The sequence below is a fragment of the Postechiella marina genome, from assembly GCF_039538365.1.
GTDB classification, from domain to species: domain Bacteria; phylum Bacteroidota; class Bacteroidia; order Flavobacteriales; family Flavobacteriaceae; genus Postechiella; species Postechiella marina.
On record NZ_BAABCA010000005.1, the window covers coordinates 319,560 to 336,048 of the forward strand.

A 16,489-nucleotide genomic window follows, 5' to 3' on the forward strand; every position below is an offset into this window, starting at 1 on the left:
TTATAAAAATGACTGAACAAGATATAGAAAAAGGCAGAAAAAATGCCATTATAAGTTATATAACCATAATTGGAGTTATTATAGCTTATTATTTAAATAATGAAGACGATAAACAAAGCGTATTTGCTAGTTTTCATATTAGACAATCGTTGGGTTTATGGCTAACTTTTTGGGCTTTAGGTTATATTATTGGAAGTTTTGATAGTTGGCTAGTAACTTCTAGTTTCTACCTGTTTTTTGCTGTTCTTTTTATATACGGATTCTCTAACGCCATTAGTAGAAAAGCTCAAGAAGTGCCATTAGTTGGCGCCTTTTATCAAAAAATATTTAAAAATTTAGGTAAATAAATGATAAATACATCCTTATCTCTACAATACGTTACTCGTAAATCTAGTCTTTCTGAAAATGCACCACTGTTAATCATGATGCATGGTTACGGTAGCGACGAAAACGATTTATTTTCTTTTGCAAACGAATTGCCTGAAGAACTTTTTATTATTTCTGTTAGAGCTCCTTACCCAATGCAACCACATGGCAATGCTTGGTATGCCATTAATTTTGATGCAGAACAAGGCAAATGGAATGACAACGTACAAGCTGCCTCTTCAAGAGATTTAATTGCTAAATTTATAGACGAAATAGTTACAAAATATCCTGTTAACAAAAATAATGTATCGCTTTTAGGCTTTAGTCAAGGTTCTATATTAAGCTATTCTGTAGCGTTATCATATCCAGAAAAAGTTAAAAATATCGTAGCCCTAAGTGGTTATATAAATCATGATATATTACCTGAGAACAAAAATCAAGATTATTCTAATTTAGATTTTTACTGTTCGCATGGTAGTGTAGATCAAGTAATACCTGTAGATTGGGCAAGACAAACAACACCATTTTTAAATCTACTTAAAATAAAGAATACCTATTCTGAATTTCCTGTTGGACATGGTGTTGCCCCGCAAAATTTTTACGAGTTAAAAGATTGGTTAAGCAAGCGCATTTAATCGTTAAAAAAAAGAAATAAGCTGTGTAAATTCACCTTATTTCTTTTTTCTAAACCCTTCTATTTCACCAGTTTCATAGTTAAACTGTTTACCCATATATGGGTATTTATCAAAAACATCTCCATTACCAAGTGTTCTAGGGTCGCCTTGAGCTATTAACTCTTTTTCCATTTGTTTACGTAAATCATCACAAATTTTTCTGTATTTAGAATTACTTGCTAAGTTATTCATACAATGCGGATCTTTTTGAATATTATATAATTCTTCTTCTGGTCGTTTTGCAAAACTTAATTCATAAAAATGATACTCTTTATCATTAGTATTTAATTGAGTTAAATATGATTTTGTTGGAGAATTATCACAATTCCTTAAGCCAAACTCAGGGTTTCCTACTGGCCAACGTTCTGGTTTTATATTATGAGCATAAAAATATTTATGGTTTCTTATGGCTCTTACAGGATACGATAAATCTGTTCCATCTTCATTAGAACGCCCTATATCATGCCTTTCTTTTCCTAGTAAAACATGATCTCTTGATTTATCTACTTGTCCACATTTTTTAGAAAACAAAATATCTTTAAAGCTATTCCCGGTCATTTGAGCATCAAGATCTACTCCTGCAACGTCTAGAAAAGTAGGAGCCAAATCTGGAAAACTAACAAAATCTTTAACGGTACGTCCTGCTTTTATTTGTCCTTTCCAATATACTATTAAAGGCACATGAAAACCTTCTTCGTACAACTGCCCTTTTACTCTTGGAAATGGCATACCATGATCAGAACTTATAACAACTAAAGTATTTTCAAGCAAACCTCGTTTTTCTAAAGATTTAATAGCTTTACCAATATGAGTATCAAACCACTCAACCTCAACAGCGTAATCTAAGATATCGCCACGTATAGTTACATTATCTGGATAAAATGGTGGCACTTCTGCATCTCCAAGTTTTTTACCTTCTTTTTTCCACGAATCTAGCTCATAAAAGCGATGTGGTTCTTTAGTGCCTAACCAAAAACAAAATGGTTTATCATCGCCTTTATCTTTTAAAAATTTATCGAAATTAGCTGCATAATCTATATCACTAATACCCTTATGTGGCGGTATTAATTTTATGGTATTAAACACAGGTCCTGCCGGATTATGATTGCCAGAATAACTCCCTGGTCCCCAACCTTTACCTGTATACCCCACATTATATCCTTTTTTCATTAAAATATGAGGGTAAAATTTAAATTGACTAGGAAACTCAGGAAAATGGTTTGTAGCTTCTTTTAATTGCCAACTATACATTCCTGTTACAATACAAGCTCTTGCTGGTGCACATTTAGGGTTACAATTGTAAGCATTATTAAAAACAAGCCCTTCTTTTGCTAATTTATCTATTTCTGGAGTATTAATAAATTTATCTCCGTATGCTCCAAAACTTTTCATAGAAGCATCATCTGCAATACAAAATAAAATGTTTGGCTTACCCGTTTTTTTGCTTTGTGCTGTACTAATACTTAAAATACCTAGCGCTAATAGAGTTAATAAATTGCTTTTAATTTTCATATCTCTCTTGTGTTAATTTCATTTTATAAAATTAGAAACGTAATACGCTTAAAGCGTTATTATATTATCTAAATCAAATCAATAATTATCTATTCTTATCTACTTAGGCTATCTTTAAAACTCTAAAACTGAATTTGGAGGCAAAGGCACGTTATTTTCTTTACGCCATTTTGTTAATTCTAATTTCATTTGCGTTGCCGTTTGAGGTTCCTTTTCCCATAAATTATTACGCTCTAATGGGTCATCCTTCAAATTATACAACTCTAGTTTTCCATCGGCTAAAAACTGAATTAACTTATAATTATTTTTTCTAATAACAGAGCAAGTACCGTGTTTATATTGACTTGCAACATGCCAAAATAATGGTCTTTCCTTAAATAATTTTGTATCCTCTTTAAATAACTCTGTAACCGAGTTTCCATCTAACACTCCTTTATGGTTATTAACACCAGCGACATCCATTAACGTTGGAAAAACATCTAAAGCTGTAACTGCTGCATCACTACGCCTTGGTATTACTTTATTAGGCCAATTAATTAACATAGGCACTTTTATACCGCCTTCGTAAATATAACCTTTAGCACCTCGCATTAACTTATTAGTGCTTTGTCCTCCATGAAAACCATTATCTGAAGTGAATATAATTATAGTGTTTTCTCTTAAACCACTTTTATCTAGATACTCTAGAATACGTTTTATATTATCGTCTACAGACTCTACCATGGTTGCGTACCCTGCATGACTTTTTCTTCTGTTTTCTTTTGGAGCCATACCTTGCCCAAGTAAAGAGTCTACTGGTTTATTTAAATACTTTTGTAACCCTTCCTCGCTTCTAGCTCGAATAGGGTTATGTACAGCGTAATAATCTAAATTAATTAAGAACGGTTCCTCTTTATGCACATCCATAAATTCAATAGCCTCATCTGTTAGTCTATCTGTTAACCAATTATCAGTTGGTTTTTGCTCAATAAACGGATTACTAAATGGCGCCCAGTAGCCCCCAGTTTCACTTTTATAACCACCTACTTCAAGAGCTGGATCTCCTCTATAAGTACCTCCAACGTTCTTGATAAACCCTCTTCCTTCTGGGTAATACTGTTGCACTTCTGGTGTTTTATGAATTTCTGCCCAATCGTAAACTCCAGGATCTGGTTGTGTTAACTTTTCCTTTAAAGGAAATTTCATTTTTAATTCTTCTTTAGGGTAAGGCCCTACAATATGCCATTTCCCTATATGAATAGATTTATAACCAGCCTTGGCTAAAGGTTCTGCATAAATAGGATGCTCTCTCCCAACTGTCCAGCGAGAAAAAATATTTTCTTGACCTGTTCCTTTCTCTAAAACAGGTACTGTATAAATACCTGTTCTAAAAGATTGTTTACCTGTAAATATAGCTGTTCTTGATGGTGAACATGTTGGATACATGTAAGCATTATCTAAAACTAAACTTTCTTTTGCCAAGGCGTCTAACGTAGGGGTTTCAAACCATTTCGAACCATTGAAACCTACATCTGCATACCCCAAATCATCCACTAAAACAAAAATGATATTAGGCTTTTTAATCGACGCTTTTATTGGTGTATTTGTATTTTTACATGATACAAAGCACAATAGAACCGTAAATATTATTATAGTATACTTATTCATTTAAAATTTATTTACCTTTTATATTTTCAATAAAATTTATAAGTCTATTAGCAAATGCCAGACCTAATCTTTTTTGTCCCTCTGTGTTATAATGAACATTATCCTTGTGTTTGGGGTAGTCTAACCAAGCCGTATCTTTAGATGTTTTTATTAAAGATGTATAATAATCTTGATTAACAAACTTTACCATAGCCTGTCTTACTCTATCTGCACCACCTTCAATACCATATCGCGAATTTATTTGCCCTAAAACCATTGGTAATTTAGAAACATTTAAATCTATTCGATAAGCATCAATTAATTTACACAAATTGTTTTTATAACTTTTTACTGAAGCTTCATGAATTGCATCATTTTCTCCTTGCATCCAAGCCAAACCAGATATATTATACGTTTTACCTTGAGATTCTAAACGCTTTAAATTCGATTTAATATCTTCCATGTGAAGACTATATAGTTTTAAGTTTTGTTTAAAACTTCCTTTTTCAAGTAATTTTGCTTTTTCGGCATCCCATTCTGGATTCCACGCACCATATAAAGATGTTCCGCCTTGAGATCGCTTTATTAACAAAAACGTTTTATTAGGATACTTTTCGGCTAATGTAAGACCAATAAAAATCTCGGGGCCAAAACGCTTTTTAAAATTATACTTTTTGCTAGGTTTATTTTTAGTGTAAGACAACGGTAAAGGTAAAGCCCCGTTAAAGCTAAATTTCACTCTATTAGAAACCGCATTAATTCTTTTTAGGGTTGCTACATCTAAATCTTCATAATTACCAGCTCCAGCCATATTAGATTGTCCAGCTAATAAAATAACTTGAACATCTTTTTCTTGACCAAAACTAAATAGAACAAGAAAGAGAAATATAAACGTTATTTGATTTTTCATAATAGTTATTTGTTTAACTCCATTAAGCAAGCAGCAAAAGCTTTACCCAAACGTTTTTGCCCTTCATAATTATAATGCAAATCATCACTATGTTTTGGATAATCCATCCATCCTTTTACGTTTGTTGTATTAACAATACTTACTTTTAAATCTTGATTTGCAACCTCTTGCATCGCTGATCGCACCAACTCTGGTCCTTCTTTATATTTTCTTGGCAAAGCATTTATTTGCCCAATAACAAACGGCATTTTAGCTAACCCTAAATGCGTTCTATAAGCACTTATTAAATCGTATAAATTATCTCTATAAGACGTTGCTGTAAGTTCTTTATTTGTATCTGATTCGCCTTGCATCCACACCATTCCAAGGATTTTATACGATTTACCCGACGCTACTATTTTATTAAGCTGAATATCGATATTCTTTACATGAGAACTATATAGTTGCATTGCTTTACGCGCTTCACCGCGCTCTGATATATTTGCTTTTTCTGCAGACCAATTAACATTCCATGCACCGTATAATGATGTACCTCCAACTGCTTTTTTAATTAACAAGTATTCTCGATTTGGGTTTGCTTCAGCTAAAGTTAAACCTATAAATAATTCTGGACCAAAATGTTTAATAAAGTCGTACTTCTTATTGTCTTTAGAAATATAATAAGATAAAGGTCTTGATTCTATTTGTTCATTATTTGAAGTGCTTAATAATACACGACTAGAAACAGCTTCAATTCTACGTTTAACATTATCGCTTAACTTATTATAATCTCCATGACCAGCCATATTAGATTGACCACCCAATAAAACAACATGTACTTCTTTTGCCAAACTTTGTTTTTTACTTGATACACAAGAAATAACAAGAAGTATTAAACAAACTACATAAAAATACTTTACTTTTTTCATTTATACAGGTTACTATTTATTTGATTTTATCTCAACAAAAAATAACTCATTTGGCTTTAAAGTAGGATTTGAATCGACCTCTATTCCTTTTAGTAAATCTTTGCAGAATATATTATTACTTCCGTTTAACGAAATAGTTAAAGTAGCATTAGACTTACCTACATTAACAACCGACAGTACATGATTTCCAGATGTATTTTTAACAACTTTCCAAATACATCCTTTGGTTCCTACCGAATTTTCTTCTAAAATAGAGACTTCAGAAAGTAATTTTCTTTCTTTTAAAACAGATAACGCTTTGTCTTTTATTTGTGCTATAGAATTTAACTTAATAATAGTTCCCTTTGATGCTTTTAAACTTAAGTTAGGCCTACCATATTCATTTTTTAATAAACTTAAATTATCCATAATTACTGTACCACCATTATCTAAATAGTTTTGAAGCGCTTTTGACTCTTGGCTTGTAACAAAAGGGGTTTTACTAATTATTACAACATCCCATGTGTTATGATTTTGTTTATTTAAAATATCTTTAGTAACAAATCCCAAAGGTGTCCCTTCGAAATGTAAAGCCTCATACAGCTTAAAAACATCATCCATATGCGTGTTTTTATTGATAGCCGATGTTTTAGAATAAAAAAGCCTTAATGGTTTTCGTTGTCTTTGCATAGACATGATATCCTCTGCATATGCGTTTAAATCGATAAGAGTCATTGCAACTTCGTTTGTTACTCTAGGCTGCTGGTTATTAGAACCGGCATAACCTTTGTCATTTTTTGCTTTTTTGGAAATTGAACCATCTGCATTTCTAGGCCAATACCAAATTTGGCTTGCTGTCATTCCGTAAGAATGTGCCAACCAAAAGGAAGCCCTAGCAAACATAGGGTCTAAATATAAATTTCTAGACCTAACTGTAGATAGGTAATGTAATTCTGAATTAAAATTAATTTTATTAGGACTCACAGATTTCATAAAATCAAATCCCATGCAAAGTTCTCGCCACTCGAAAGCATAATATTTTTCCCATTCATGTGGTTTACCCCAAATGTATTTATGTACCGCACCAGAATCGTTTCCTATAATGCCACTTAAATCTGTTAAAGCTTCTAGATCTATACCATGAACACGCTTGTTATTAGTCCAAAGATTTGGCATAATTTTTAAATGTACTTTAGCATCTGCATCGTGTTTTATTATTTCAGATTTTAAAAAGGTGTACCAATCTGTTACTCTATCCATATTAAATACAGACCAATCAAACCAAACCGGTGTTCCTTTAAGGCTTATGTCTATAGGAATCTCTATTTGTACTGCATTAAAACTGGCAAAATTTGTTCCCCATATACTATTTAATGTGTTAATAGAGCCATGTTTTTCTTTTAACCAAATTTTAAATTTTTCGATTGTAAATTTAGAAACACCACCAGAAGCCCAAGGTAATTTCTTCTTTTTAGCATCTTTATGTGTATAAAAATGAGGTTCGTTACACAACATATACCCTAATTTACTAAATTTTTTACCTGCCATTTTAGGAACTACAGCACTTAATAATTTTGTTTGAATTTCTCTGGCTCCAGGGTTATCAATATCGTAAGCTGTATAGGTATCTTCTCGCATACTAAAGTTTGGTCCATATTTTTCTTCAGACCATTTTGGCACGCCTTTATGGTTCATAAAAATAAATCCTAAAGAACCGTCTGTTTTCGAATTTAACATCTCCATTCTTTGACGATTAATTACCCCATCTGCATTGGTTACGTAAGATGGTGTTAAAAAGAATCCGTCTTGATTTCCATGATATTCTGATAACGCTTTTGTATCTGGTTTCCATGTATAATCTGCTAAAAAAACAGGACGATTATTAAACGTTAACTGATCATTATCAACAGAAACCTTTGTCCAATCTACATGCGGACTTGGTTTTCTCCTTATTTTTCCAGAAATAAGAAGGTTTAGGGTTTTAATAGATTCCTCTAACATTACATTAACATCTTCTCGTTCAAAATTGGCTAATTCTTCTGCCATTTTAGATGCTTGTTGTTTATAAGATGGCACCAAATTAAAAGCCTTGGTGTTCTCGCTTACATTTTTTTCGTCCCAATTAGCAAACTGCAAAAACACTTCGGCTGTTCTAATTGTTGTTTTCTCTTTAAGAACATCAATCCCCTTCTTATCTGCTTTCTTAATTAATTTTTCTAATACTTTAATTTTCTCTTCTGCGGCATGCTCCAAGCTTTGAGATTGTACATTTTGAAAACAAAATATAATAACTAAAACACTTACTATTTTATATAATTTAAACATGTTTTTTTTTCTAAAAGTTAAATTTTTGATTTGTGCTTTTCTTCGTATTGTGTCATCTTCATAATACTGTTTGCATCTAAATTCTGATTTTTTAAAAAGTAATAGGCGTTTCTAGAAATTAAAAAATCTTTATTTTCTAACAGTCGTAAAACATTAGAATGGATTTGTAATGAGTGTGTTTTTTTACGAGAAAACAACCTAAGTATTAAATCTATGTTTTGATAAGCCTCTTCTTTTAAAAGATGTGTACTAAAGCGCTCTAAAAATGACTGAGACAAAGGCTGTTTAGTATTTAATAATGCGTTTAATAGTAATACTTTTTCGTCGTTATTGTAAATATTATAAAGCTTGTTAATTGATACATAATAATGGTTAACATTAATATTTTCTATGTACAATAAAACCGATTGAATTTCTTTTTTAGAATTAAAAGGTAGGTTTATAACAGCGTTTATAGTTTTTGTGTCTAACCATTTGTTCTTAATACATTGCTCTAAAGCAAAAGTTCTATATTCTACAGCAGAAGACATGAGAAGTTCTAATATTTTTTCTTTAGTATATTTTTTTGCTGAAATATTTATAATATGTTTAACAACATCTCCATTTGCCCAATGCCAAAGTGTATAACAGGTCCAAACAGCTCCTTCTACAATAGCATTATTATCTATAACAACAGTTGCTCCAGAGTAAGCATCGGCTGCATTAGCATGAGAATTGTTAACTAACTCGTCTTTATAAAAATTTTGAAGTGGAGAGTTAACATCTTTTAAAATATTATCGAGTTTAAGGTAATCGTCACTTGTAAACAAAATTCCCTCATTTTTTTCTAACTCGGCGTCGTTTTGCATTTCTAACTTTAAAAATTGCCCCAGTTCATCCCAAAATAGTCTTACTATATCTACTCTACATTCCTTAGAACCACAAACAACAGACTCTACATCCATATAAAAGTATGTTTCCTTATTTTCTTCCTCAACTTCTACTAATGCATATTCTAAAGTTTCAGAATTACCAATTCCTGGATGTGTTATATTAACCTTATGTGTTATGTCTTTTAAAATAAATGTAGACCACATAGAACCATTTAGCTCTATTAATGTAATAGAGCTAAACAATAAAAATGATATGATTTTTAAACTTAAATTCACGATTCGTAACAACGCACTTCAAACAACTTAGCATTTGGGTGTCCGTAAGTTTCTTTTAAATTAATTCTTAGCGCCGTTATCTTTTCTTGATCGAAATTAAATTTAATTAAACGTGCTATATTATTAGTTTTCTCTCCTACTTTTTTCCAAGTTCCGCCAACTCGCACTTCTACATCTAAATTTTTCATTAATTCTGGCGGTACCGTATCTATATGACTCTTTTTTAGCCATTCTGATAGAGGCTGCTTACGCATGGTTATGTTTTTATGCAAATTAGTGTCGCACTTAATCTCTATTCTAGAAATTTTTATAGGTGTATCCCATTCCATTTGTAATTGAGCATTTAACCCATCTGATTGCCAATGGTTAATTTCACCATCTATATCTCTAGAAATACCATTAATAAGGTTATTAGCATTACCTGATTGGGTTGATGAACCAAAAATATGACTTGCCTTTTTAGCTAAATCTTTTGGATCGTTAGCCTTTACTTTAGGAATATAAACATCGTCTCTCATTAATTGCTCCTGCAATTCTTTTATATGATTCTTGGCTACTTCTCTTGGTGTAATTCCTTTCTTTACACAAATTGTAGCTGCAGTTCCTACAGCTTGCCCCATTAAAGCACATGTACCTTGAATTCTTGTAGAAGACAATGCAATATGAGTTAAACTTGCATTTCTACCTGCAAACATTAAGTTAGAAATATTTTTAGAATATAAGCTTCGGAAAGGTACTTGGTATACTGTTTTAAATTTTTGATGAAAAAAGCTAGGTTCATTAGATAAGTCTTCAATACCTCCTGGATTATGCTCATCTAGAGACCAACCGCCATAACCAATGGCATCGTCAAAATGCCTATGCTCTGTTAAATCTTTTTCAGATAATACATGATCGCCTATAAAACGACGCGATTCTCTTCTCCCAGGAAAAGAACCAATCCAGTCTATCGCAAAATTCTCAGATTCTGGAAATTTACCAGAATTTTTAATATAATTCCATACACCATGGGCATAGCCCATTAATTTATGTCGGTTTACATCTTGTACATCTATAATATCAAAATCGCTACCTAGTTCTACCCACCAATACCCATCAATAAAGTTATTAATTTTTCTATGCTTTGTATTGTCCCCGTTATAAGGAATCATAAACGACGGTGGCGTATAAGGCATTGGCCTACCATAATCTCTGCCTTGCATTAAAATAGAAGCTCCCATTTGCCAACCATCTGCTTCATCTGGAGCGTATTTTTCGTTAAATTCTACTTTTCCTTCTCTACCTGTTCTATAGAGCGCTCCAGCTTTTGCTGCCATTAACCCGTCTCCAGAACAATCTATAAAAACATCTGCTTTAAATATAAATTCTGTTTCGGTGGTAGATTGCCAACAACGAGCAGATATAATTTTATCACCATCCATTTCGGCATCCATAGCCGATGTGTTAACCATAACCGTTAAATTAGGTTCTCTAGTTACATAGTCGTAAACCACATGATCCCACATAGGATAAGACTCTTGGGCATTATATAATCTATTTTCTAGAAGTAACTCTTCAACAATACCAGTTTCTCGTTCTGCCAAACCTGTGGATAATCGGTTTACGCCATTTACAGTAACTCTAATTTCACTTGAAGCATTCCCTCCTAATACCGGGCGGTCGTTTACTAAAACTGTTTTAGCTCCATTTCTAGCAGATGCTACTGCTGCAGGTATACCTGCCATACCTGCACCAATAACAACAACATCAAATTCTTCAATCTTTTTTCTAACTGGGTGTGGTACTTTTTGTCCTGTACCTAACTGGTGCCACTGGTCTTCGCCTCCATTATTAGAAGCTCCTTCTACTCCTACCTCAATTCCTTTTTCTATAACACCATCTGCAGATTTGCACGATAATGGCAATACTGCTGCTGCTACCGTAACTCCTGCCGCATTTTTTAAAAAATTTCTTCTTTGCATTTTAAGTTATTTATTAAAGTCCCTATTTTTTAAACCCTTTGTTCTTTTTAAACGTTAAGGTTTGTTTTGACACCTTGTCTGCTTTCAATACTTTTTCGCAATTACCTTCGTATTTGTTTTTATAAATTTCTACGTTCTTGCAATTAATTAAATCGAACATATAAGCGTCTGGATACTGTTGTTTTTCTGTAAAAGTTTGTTTAATTGTATTTCCTCTTACTATTAAACCATCGAGCCTATCTGCCCAAATAATTCTATTATCAAAGGTTTCAATGGTATTATTTTCAAACACAATGTTTCTATCGTATAATTCTGTTTGGTTAAAAGATTTTCCTAATCTAGGAGATACTTTTAAAATGGCATGTTCTGCACCTCCATAAGCACAATGCGTAAAGCGATTATTTCTAATTAATACATCTTCTACATTTCCAGATTCGAACCAAAAAAACGTTTCGCCCCTTAGCATAATTGAAGACATCATAGATGATAAGTCGTTGTTTTCTATAACAATCTTTTTTGGTGTTTTTATTATGATGTTTCTTGCTCTATGATCTCTAATAGTGTTTCCGCGCATTGTAAAAACAGGATTCCATGTTTTATTTTCAAGAATATCTCCCGGTTTTAAATCTGATGGTAAATTAGCTTCTAATGTTAAATCTATATACTTTTCGTTAATAACATTCACTGCTTTAATAACACCTTCTGAAGCTCTTTGCGGGTTAGGATTTTTAATAAACCAAATTTCGTCTCCTTTTCCTGCAAACTCAAAGCCCATTTGCTCGAAGTGTTTAAGCGCCACACGAACTTTGTTTTTCGCTAAAATTTTATCGACCTCTACATAAGTTCCGTGCACATTAGTTCCATCATCATACATACCTTCTATTCTACAATTTTCTATAAGTATATTGCCTTTACAGTTTGCAAAGTGTGTAGCATCAGCAGTAGCAGAAATCATTCTATTAGATCCTTCTCTAATATAAACTCCCGAATTTAAAATATTAATACCATCTGTTCTTTCAAACAAAAAGCCCATACCTAATGCATGATGAATAGTAACATTATCAAAAAGTACATTTTTAGATCTTCTTGTTAAAAAAGCAGGTGCATATCTATCTAATTCTCTATTTCCTTTTGAGTTTAAAACCGAACCTACTCTTGGAAAATGTCTAATAGATTTTTGATGAAGACGCAATTGTCCACCTTTAATTTTCTCAACATAGTTTGGTTCTAAATGCATATCCCAAGCACCAAAGTCTACAGCCTTTGTCTCTTTATTATGCGGTAGTGTGCTCCCTAAATTGGCGTACTCAAAACCATCTATGGCAGGAAAAACAATTTTTCCTTTCTTTAATTCCCACGAAAAACCATCTGTATAAGGTTTTATATCTATGTAGCTTTCCTTTTTATTAACCGCCATAACATCGCCTTGAAAGGCAAATGGAATATCCCAATCTATTGTTAAGTTAGTAACACTAATATTATTACAATCTTCGAATACAAAAGGAGCTAATGCGCCATGAAAAATAAACTCTGAACCTTGCCCGTTAATTTCGACAGAGTTAAAACCTTCAAGATTAAAAATTATCTTTTTAAATCCGTTTCCATGATTAGTAATATAAAGATACTTGCCAATTGCATAATCTCCCTTGAAGGTATAAATACCTTTTTGGAACACCAATTGAATATCTTTATCTTTTGCGTTTTTAATAGCATGTCTAACCCTAGAAGTCATATCTCCTTCTGCATGCTTTATTTCTATAACCTCTTTTGCGTTTGCTGTAAAAGCCATAAAAAAAGCGCAAAGAATAACCTCTATCGAAAATTTTATTTTAGTTGAAATCATTTGTATTTTTATCATTTTATAAATCTACTCCCGTACCTTGTAACGAATTATCGTGGTCCCACATAATTAACCAAGGGTCTTTTGTTTTTAATTGAAAAGCTTTCATTTTCTTTTTCATGTTTTCCAAAACTGCTTCAAAATTTGCGTTTGTTGCAAGATTATTTAATTCTCCTGGATCTTTATCTAAATCAAACAACTCAAATTCTGGATGAAACATGTAGTCTTTCACCTTACGTTTTCCGTAGTATTCAATATCATTTTTATAAATACTTTGCCATGTTGATGCTGCCCACAAATCTGAAGCAAAAGGATAATCTAAACGGTAAGCAATATTCCAGATTAGTTTGTAATTTTTATCGATAGATACACGCATTGGGTAATACATGGTTATTTCGTGAAAGGTATGCGATGCATATATTTGGTCCCAACCTTGATTGGGTTCGTTATCTATAATAGTATTAAATGATTTACCGTGAAAGTCTTTTGGGTTATAGCTTACCTCTGCCATTTCTAAAATGGTTGGTGTTAAATCTACCCACGAAATTTTAGCATGATTTACAGATCCTTTTTTACCCTTTGTAGGGTCTTTTATAATACATGGCAATTTAATTCCTGGTTCGTAAACAGTTGTTTTAGCTCCTGGAAAAGCCATTCCGTTATCAGATATGTAAAAAACAATGGTATTATATAACTTGCCTGCATCTTTTAAATGACTCATTAATTTACCAAAACCTTGATCTATTCTAGATATACTTTGATAATATTGCGCAATTTCTTCTCTAGATTGTTTGTTATCTGGTAAAAAATCTGGAACAATAACATTGTCTGGATTGTATACCACTTGATTTACATCTTTATATCCGCCAACTTTATTTCCAAATGTATTTGGAATATCCCAAGTCTCAGGTTTAAATGGGTGACCACGATGCGGATCGTCTGTACAGAAATATAAAAAGAATGGTTTATCTGAATTTAAAACATTTTTTGAGGCATCTGCCATTTCTACTGTATTTCTTGGGTCTGCCTCTAAAACCTCATCAAAAAGATATACTTTTTCTGGAGCAACATGGTATTTACCTATTCTGGCTGTTAAATATCCTGCTTCAGACAATCTATTAGATAAAGATTTTACACCATCAAACGTACTAAAGTGATGATAATCGTGCACATGTCCATAAGATCCTGTAGCATGTCCATACAGACCAGAAAGAATTACAGACCTGCTTGCTGCGCAACTTGCACTGGTGCAATACGCATTTGTAAACATAACACCTTCTGATGCTAATTTATCTAAATTTGGTGTTTTTATAACTGGGTTTCCATAACAACCTAAAGCATCTGTACCATGATCGTCTGCTACAAATAATATAATATTTGGAGATGATTTTAATTGCTCTGTTTTAGCATTCTGTTTTTCTTCACACGAAGTAAAAAACATTAATGCAAAACCGACAAATAAACATGTTGACTTTAAAATTTTAAAATAGTCTTTCATAAAAAAGTGTGATTTGTATTGTAAACTTAGTCTAACAATATAAATTCTGTGTGCCTATCAATACAAATAGTGTATGTATCAATCCAAAAAAAATTATACCGTAAATAAAGATAAACAAATCAATAAACATCGTGCGTTTATTACCTATATGCAAGAAGCACTTATCAAGTTTTACCTAATTGTTTATTTTTTTTTTAAAAATATAACCCGATCCATTTTTTAAGCCAGGCTCTTTAAAAACTTCTAGTTGAGATTTTAATTCTGAAACCATTTTATCTTTAATTTTCTCATACCCTTTTTTAGAATACATGTTATACAACTCGTCTGGATCTTTAACCAAATCGAACAACCAAGGAGCTTCGCTTTTAGACACAACAAGTTTATGGGTGTTAGAAATTGCAGAAACGATAAAACCTCCCGGGCTTCTGGTATAAACTATTCTGTTTGAAACAATTTCTTTTTTATCACTTTTAAAAACTTCACTATCATTCATACCATGTAAATTAGGTATACTTGGCGCATCCATTAAATTTAAAATTGTTGGTGCAAAATCGGCTGTGGTATAGGCCTTACTTACTACCTTTTTGGCTGGTATTTTTGCAGGATATTTAATTACAAAAGGTATTTTTGCTGCTGCTTCGTAAGGCACACTTTTGTTTCTTCGTTTATGCTCGAAAAGCATATCGCCATGGTCGGATGTAAATACAACAATCGTGTTTTCTTCAAGTTTATTATCTTTTAAAAACTTAAGAATACGTCCTACATTATCGTCTATACATTTAACCATTCCAAAATAGCCACGCATATAATTAACATCAAACTCTTTGGCTTCATTTTTATTTTTAGGAGAACCAAATTTTGGGCGTTTAATTTCGGTAATTAATCGCATAGTTTCGGGTATATTAAAAGCCATATCTTTATACATAGACGTATAAGGTTCGCGCGTTACATTTGGCGTATGTGGATCTGGAATAGATAACATTAAGCAAAATGGTTGCTTTTTATCGCGTTCTAAAATTTCTAAACTCTTATCGGTTAAAAAATCTGTTACGTATTGTAAATTTCCTGCTTTACCGCTACTATCGATTGCTACTTTAATTTTATTTACAAACCTTAACGATCCATCTTTTAAAGTTCTTATGTATGGCGAATGGCCATTATTAATCATATATCTATTATCTGTAAAACCAAAATTACGCTCTGGGATATGACATATTTTACTCTTTTTATCGTTTGCTAAATCTTCTTTAGATCGTCCTTCTAAATGCCACTTGCCTACGTAAGATGTGGCATAACCTTCTCGCCTTAACACTTCTCCAAAGGTTACTATTTCGTCTTTAAGCGGATTATCATTTTTATCTGCTCCTGTTGCATATGGATACAACCCAGAAACAAATGAGGCTCTTGAAGGTGTACAAACAGGCGAAGTAGCATAATAATTGGTACAAATTGCTCCATTTTGCGCTATAGAATCTATAAAAGGGGTTTCTACAACTGCTTGTTTGCCCCACATAAAAGCTTGATTATCTTCCATTAAATCGCGATAACACCCTAATGTTCTAAAATTGTGCTCATCGGTTTGAATAACAATTAAATTAGGCTTTGCAGACTGTGCATAGCTAGAGTATAACGTTAGCCATACTATTAAAAGAGAAATTATATTTTTCATATTCATAATTTTTAAACACATACATTTTTTCACTTCTGCCAAATTAAAATAACGCTAGTATACTAATGTCTTC

General features: G+C 32.3%; 12 protein-coding genes. 2 read left to right on the top strand and 10 right to left on the bottom strand.

Annotated elements, in window-relative coordinates; all coding sequences use genetic code 11:
- Positions 1–8 precede the first annotated feature (8 nt).
- Positions 9–347 (top strand): hypothetical protein, encoded by a 339-nt coding sequence (locus ABD715_RS12940; protein WP_344788685.1) that lies wholly within the window; start codon positions 9–11, stop codon positions 345–347.
- On the top strand, positions 348–1,001 hold the full coding sequence (locus tag ABD715_RS12945; RefSeq protein ID WP_344788686.1) for an alpha/beta hydrolase: 654 nt from the start codon (positions 348–350) through the stop codon (positions 999–1,001).
- Positions 1,002–1,037: 36 nt separating this feature from the next.
- Here ABD715_RS12945 and ABD715_RS12950 read toward each other — a convergent pair whose 3' ends face one another.
- From ABD715_RS12950 to ABD715_RS12995, 10 genes are all read right to left on the bottom strand, one after another.
- Positions 1,038–2,552: a sulfatase family protein gene (locus ABD715_RS12950; protein WP_344788687.1), complete on the bottom strand. Its 1,515-nt coding sequence runs from the start codon at positions 2,550–2,552 to the stop codon at positions 1,038–1,040.
- A 114-nt stretch (positions 2,553–2,666) separates the two neighbouring features.
- Positions 2,667–4,199, bottom strand: coding sequence for a sulfatase (locus ABD715_RS12955; RefSeq protein ID WP_344788688.1), 1,533 nt, complete (start codon positions 4,197–4,199; stop codon positions 2,667–2,669).
- Between the two features lie 7 nt (positions 4,200–4,206).
- Positions 4,207–5,088: a sialate O-acetylesterase gene (locus tag ABD715_RS12960; protein ID WP_344788689.1), complete on the bottom strand. Its 882-nt coding sequence runs from the start codon at positions 5,086–5,088 to the stop codon at positions 4,207–4,209.
- A gap of 5 nt (positions 5,089–5,093) precedes the next feature.
- Complete coding sequence (locus tag ABD715_RS12965; RefSeq protein ID WP_344788690.1) at positions 5,094–5,996, bottom strand: sialate O-acetylesterase; 903 nt, start codon at positions 5,994–5,996, stop codon at positions 5,094–5,096.
- Positions 5,997–6,008: 12 nt separating this feature from the next.
- On the bottom strand, positions 6,009–8,300 hold the full coding sequence (locus ABD715_RS12970) for a beta-galactosidase (RefSeq protein ID WP_344788691.1): 2,292 nt from the start codon (positions 8,298–8,300) through the stop codon (positions 6,009–6,011).
- 17 nt (positions 8,301–8,317) lie between these two features.
- Entirely contained in the window at positions 8,318–9,415 is a 1,098-nt protein-coding gene (locus ABD715_RS12975; protein ID WP_344788692.1) for a hypothetical protein, read from the bottom strand.
- Positions 9,416–9,444: 29 nt separating this feature from the next.
- Positions 9,445–11,409, bottom strand: a complete 1,965-nt coding sequence (locus ABD715_RS12980) for an FAD-dependent oxidoreductase (RefSeq protein WP_344788693.1) — start codon at positions 11,407–11,409, stop codon at positions 9,445–9,447.
- 22 nt (positions 11,410–11,431) lie between these two features.
- Positions 11,432–13,267 (bottom strand): right-handed parallel beta-helix repeat-containing protein, encoded by a 1,836-nt coding sequence (locus ABD715_RS12985; RefSeq protein WP_344788694.1) that lies wholly within the window; start codon positions 13,265–13,267, stop codon positions 11,432–11,434.
- 1 nt (position 13,268) lies between these two features.
- Positions 13,269–14,747: a sulfatase family protein gene (locus ABD715_RS12990; RefSeq protein WP_344788695.1), complete on the bottom strand. Its 1,479-nt coding sequence runs from the start codon at positions 14,745–14,747 to the stop codon at positions 13,269–13,271.
- Between the two features lie 175 nt (positions 14,748–14,922).
- On the bottom strand, positions 14,923–16,416 hold the full coding sequence (locus ABD715_RS12995; protein ID WP_344788696.1) for a sulfatase-like hydrolase/transferase: 1,494 nt from the start codon (positions 16,414–16,416) through the stop codon (positions 14,923–14,925).
- Between the last annotated feature and the right edge of the window lie 73 nt (positions 16,417–16,489).

What these genes read in the sequence shown, in the direction of transcription:
- ABD715_RS12940 (WP_344788685.1), top strand. Translation starts at nt 9, where the DNA reads ATGACTGAACAAGATATAGAAAAAGGCAGAAAAAATGCCATTATAAGT.
- ABD715_RS12945 (WP_344788686.1), top strand. Translation starts at nt 348, where the DNA reads ATGATAAATACATCCTTATCTCTACAATACGTTACTCGTAAATCTAGT.
- ABD715_RS12950 (WP_344788687.1), bottom strand. Translation starts at nt 2,552, where the DNA reads ATGAAAATTAAAAGCAATTTATTAACTCTATTAGCGCTAGGTATTTTA.
- ABD715_RS12955 (WP_344788688.1), bottom strand. Translation starts at nt 4,199, where the DNA reads ATGAATAAGTATACTATAATAATATTTACGGTTCTATTGTGCTTTGTA.
- ABD715_RS12960 (WP_344788689.1), bottom strand. Translation starts at nt 5,088, where the DNA reads ATGAAAAATCAAATAACGTTTATATTTCTCTTTCTTGTTCTATTTAGT.
- ABD715_RS12965 (WP_344788690.1), bottom strand. Translation starts at nt 5,996, where the DNA reads ATGAAAAAAGTAAAGTATTTTTATGTAGTTTGTTTAATACTTCTTGTT.
- ABD715_RS12970 (WP_344788691.1), bottom strand. Translation starts at nt 8,300, where the DNA reads ATGTTTAAATTATATAAAATAGTAAGTGTTTTAGTTATTATATTTTGT.
- ABD715_RS12980 (WP_344788693.1), bottom strand. Translation starts at nt 11,409, where the DNA reads ATGCAAAGAAGAAATTTTTTAAAAAATGCGGCAGGAGTTACGGTAGCA.
- ABD715_RS12985 (WP_344788694.1), bottom strand. Translation starts at nt 13,267, where the DNA reads ATGATAAAAATACAAATGATTTCAACTAAAATAAAATTTTCGATAGAG.
- ABD715_RS12990 (WP_344788695.1), bottom strand. Translation starts at nt 14,747, where the DNA reads ATGAAAGACTATTTTAAAATTTTAAAGTCAACATGTTTATTTGTCGGT.
- ABD715_RS12995 (WP_344788696.1), bottom strand. Translation starts at nt 16,416, where the DNA reads ATGAAAAATATAATTTCTCTTTTAATAGTATGGCTAACGTTATACTCT.